The organism is Campylobacter sp. 2018MI13, assembly GCF_018501135.1.
GTDB lineage: Bacteria > Campylobacterota > Campylobacteria > Campylobacterales > Campylobacteraceae > Campylobacter_E.
Genome location: NZ_JAHCZC010000113.1, coordinates 1 through 3571, shown reverse-complemented (window position 1 = coordinate 3571; position 3571 = coordinate 1). Strand labels below are relative to the sequence as shown.

Annotated in this window: 4 protein-coding genes; all 4 read right to left on the bottom strand. The window is 26.8% G+C overall.

The features are described 5' to 3' along the window. Window positions 1-41: 41 nt before the first annotated feature. The 4 genes from KJQ99_RS08905 to KJQ99_RS08890 are packed head-to-tail and all read right to left on the bottom strand — an operon-like array spanning window position 42 to window position 3042. Complete coding sequence (locus KJQ99_RS08905; protein ID WP_214120636.1) at window positions 42-701, bottom strand: response regulator transcription factor; 660 nt, start codon at window positions 699-701, stop codon at window positions 42-44. Next, window positions 698-1213, bottom strand: a complete 516-nt coding sequence (locus tag KJQ99_RS08900) for a cytochrome c3 family protein (protein ID WP_214115838.1) — start codon at window positions 1211-1213, stop codon at window positions 698-700. The genes KJQ99_RS08905 and KJQ99_RS08900 overlap by 4 nt, the downstream gene beginning before the upstream one ends. Next, a complete protein-coding gene (locus tag KJQ99_RS08895; protein WP_214115839.1) occupies window positions 1210-1554 on the bottom strand; it encodes a cytochrome c3 family protein in 345 nt (114 codons plus the stop codon). The genes KJQ99_RS08900 and KJQ99_RS08895 overlap by 4 nt, the downstream gene beginning before the upstream one ends. Next, window positions 1555-3042, bottom strand: a complete 1488-nt coding sequence (locus tag KJQ99_RS08890) for a flavocytochrome c (protein ID WP_214150590.1) — start codon at window positions 3040-3042, stop codon at window positions 1555-1557. It abuts the gene before it with no gap. Window positions 3043-3571: the final 529 nt, after the last annotated feature.

Below are 3571 nucleotides of genomic sequence, written 5' to 3'. Positions count from 1 at the left end.
AAGTTAAAACAAATATAAAAGCTTTTTTGCGAATGCTTATATTAAGTAATTTTGATATAGTATCCACGAGAATTTGCATTATGAATTATACCTTTATCGCCTAATTTCTTTCTAAGATTTTTAATGAGTGATTTAATAGCATCAGAACTTACATCATAATCATTATATACATAATCGCAAATCTTATAAATATCTACAATGTTAGGACTACTTTTTAACAAAATTTCAAGCAATAAAAATTCTTTTTTGCTAAGCTTAATAATCTCATCATTTACTAATAACTCATTTAAATCAATATCTAAATATATATTATTGCTTAATTTAATTTTATTATTAATACTTTTTATAGCCTTTTTTAAAGCATCTTCAAGTTTAATCCTATCAAAAGGTTTTATTAAATACTTGCAAATATTAAGCTCAACTGCACTTAATAAAGTTTGTTTATCGCTTAAAGCTGTAATCATAATAGCAGGAATTTTATTATCAGAATTTCTTATATTTTCTAATAAATTTAAACCATCAAGTTTTGGCATAGAAATATCAAGTAATAATATATCAGGCTTTTTAGCCAAATATATATCTAAAGCACTTAAGCCATCTTTAGCATAAAGCACATTAAAATCAAGTAGTTCTAGCAAATCAATAACTTGACTTGCTAGATTTAAATCATCTTCTGCATATAAAATTGTGTATTTTTTCATTTTTTATCTAATTTACCCCTTAAACCATCATGACCTACATGGGTATGACAACTTACACATTTTAATTCATTTGCGTAATCTAAATATCTTTTATGCATTGTATTTTGCATTTCATTTTTAGAATTAATTTTAGTAATATCTTGATGACATTTTAAGCATCCACTATCATAAACATAATCTTTTTTATGATTGAGTTTTTCATACCAATCTATCTTTTCATCAGCTCCAATAGCAGTGATACTAAATTCTTTAATGCCATTATAAGCTTTTGTGCTTAGATAATTTACTATATTATCGTGTGGCAAATGACAATCTACACAATTTGCCTTTATACCTAGATTATTATTACCACTATGAACATCTTTAATATAAGCTTCCTTCATCGGTTGCATTACATGACAACTCGCACAAAATTTATCATCGCCAGTCATTTGTATAGCTTTATGAGATAAAAATACAAAAATTAAAGTTAAAACCACAATAGATGAAACAAAAATAATAGTTTTTTTCATTTTATCTCCCTCATCCAAGTTTTAGTATTATGGCAAGTATTACACATATTAAATGATGGCTTATGCTCATTATGACAGGTGTAACAATTTAAATTCGCATTATCATGAATACTATTATGCGGGTTTTTACCTTTTAAAAAATCAAGCCTTTTTGCTAATTTCTCTTTACTTCCATGACAACTTAGACATGAATTAGAATCAAGTGCTTTATAATCTTTTTCATTTGCTTCTTTATGACAATCTGTGCATTTTAATTTCACTTCAATATGATGTGGTTTTATTGCAAATTCATTGCCTAATGCAAAAATACTTAATATCAAAATCATTAATAATTTTTGCATTTATACTCCTTTTAAAATATCTTTCGCACAAGCAATTCCTGAAGTCATACAATCAGGAATAGAACAACTAGTAAGCCTTGATTGTCCATGAACACCACCAGTTGCCTCACCAATCGCATAAAGCCCTTTAATTGGCTCATAGTTACTAATATTTAAAACTCTCATATTTATATCAGCATAAACACCACCTGGAGTATAACTAAGACCTGGTGCAGCTGTCATTGCATAAAAAGGTGCTTTACTCATACTAGAATTTTTAATCTTACTTAAATCTTTTTTGAACTCATCTTTATTATTTGAAATGCCTGTTTCATAATCTTGCATTGTCTTTAATAAATCATTTTCATTAAGCTTAAAATTATTAGCTAAATCACTTAGGCTATCAAATTTCTTCATTTTCCCTGCAGTAATAAAACTTTGCATTCTATTAGGGTCGTGCGAATTAGCAAATCCTGTGCTATCAAAAATAATTATTGGATAAATTGTTGTGTTAATCTTTTCCATATGAGCTAAGATTTTATTTGATAAACCTTGTCTATCTCCATCTTCATTTAAAAATCTTTTAGCATTGCAATCAACCATAATCCCATAAATTAAATCTTCTGTAGGAATTCCAAAAGAAAATCTACTAAGTGCTAATTGAGTTGGGATTGCTCCTACCTTTAGCATTTGTTTTAATGCACCAGCAGTCTGACCTAAACTTGAAGGGCTTTTTGCCAACCTTAATCTAGGATTTACTATACTTCTAAACTCAATATCACGGCTAAATCCACCTGTTGCAAAAACTACCGCAAGCCTTGCTTTATAGTGTTTTTTATCTCCACTTAAATTCTCTCTATCATCATTTGCTAGATTTCTATTAAATCTATAATTTTCTCTAACGCTTACGCCAATTATTTTGCCACTTTCATCTTGAATGATTTCATCGCATTTAGTTTCGTTTTTAATCTTTCCATTATGTTTTATAAAAAATTCATTTAAAGTGCTAATACAAGCACCACCACCGCCAATAGTTTCAACACTTCTAGCAACACTATGACCGCCTAAAAACTTAAGCTTATCAGCATATTTAACCCCACAACTTTTAGCAAATTCATATGCTTCATTTGAATTTCTTATAATTCTTAAAGAATGTTCTAAATGATTATATCCAGCTCCAGCTTTATTTAAATCATTTAAAAATAATTCTTCGCTATCTTTTATGCCAGCTTTAATTTGTAAATCTGAATTAAGAACAGCAAAATCTTGTTGAGATAAAGCAGAATTACCACCAATTCTATCCATCTTTTCAATCATTAAAACATCAATTTTATTCTTTACTAAATAAGCAGCACAAATATGAGCACTCACACCACTTCCGATTATAATAACATCAGCTATTTCATCAAATTTTATGTCTTTTCCTAAATTATCATTAGCGTTTAATGCTAAAGGTGCACTAAGGCCAACTCCTGCTACTCCTTTTATAAAATTTCTCCTTGATAACATCTATACTCCTTCTAAAAAATCAATTTATTATAAAAACATGTAGTGGCAAAAAAGTGTCAAATATAAATTTATTTTTAAGATTTTAATATAAATTTTAAGTCTAAGATAGTCAATATTTTAAATGATAGAAATGATATATCAACTATAAAATATTTAAAATCTTGATATTAATTTAATTTCTAGATTTGTTTAATAGTTTTTAAAAGTATAAAATAATTAATGAAAATCTTATAAAAATATCTAGTATTTAGTGCTTATATTGTTAAAACATTATTTTGTAATAAACATTAATATCCGATTTTTTCTGCTTAGTTACAATTTTAATTTTTAGTATCAATTTAAGTATTTTAATATCTTATTAAAACCAATTATTTTATTTAAATTAATATAAATTACTATATTTATAAGCCTGTATCTTATACAAATCTGACGCTGCCGACGATTAGAGAGGTATTTTTTTTTAGACGTTGTTATCTTTTTTAGATATCAAAAAATTATCTTTACCGTTTTTGTCATCTTCTTTTTACAC

Excerpts from the sequence above, each read along its gene's own strand:
- KJQ99_RS08905 (WP_214120636.1), bottom strand. The coding sequence starts at position 701 with ATGAAAAAATACACAATTTTATATGCAGAAGATGATTTAAATCTAGCA.
- KJQ99_RS08900 (WP_214115838.1), bottom strand. The coding sequence starts at position 1,213 with ATGAAAAAAACTATTATTTTTGTTTCATCTATTGTGGTTTTAACTTTA.
- KJQ99_RS08895 (WP_214115839.1), bottom strand. The coding sequence starts at position 1,554 with ATGCAAAAATTATTAATGATTTTGATATTAAGTATTTTTGCATTAGGC.
- KJQ99_RS08890 (WP_214150590.1), bottom strand. The coding sequence starts at position 3,042 with ATGTTATCAAGGAGAAATTTTATAAAAGGAGTAGCAGGAGTTGGCCTT.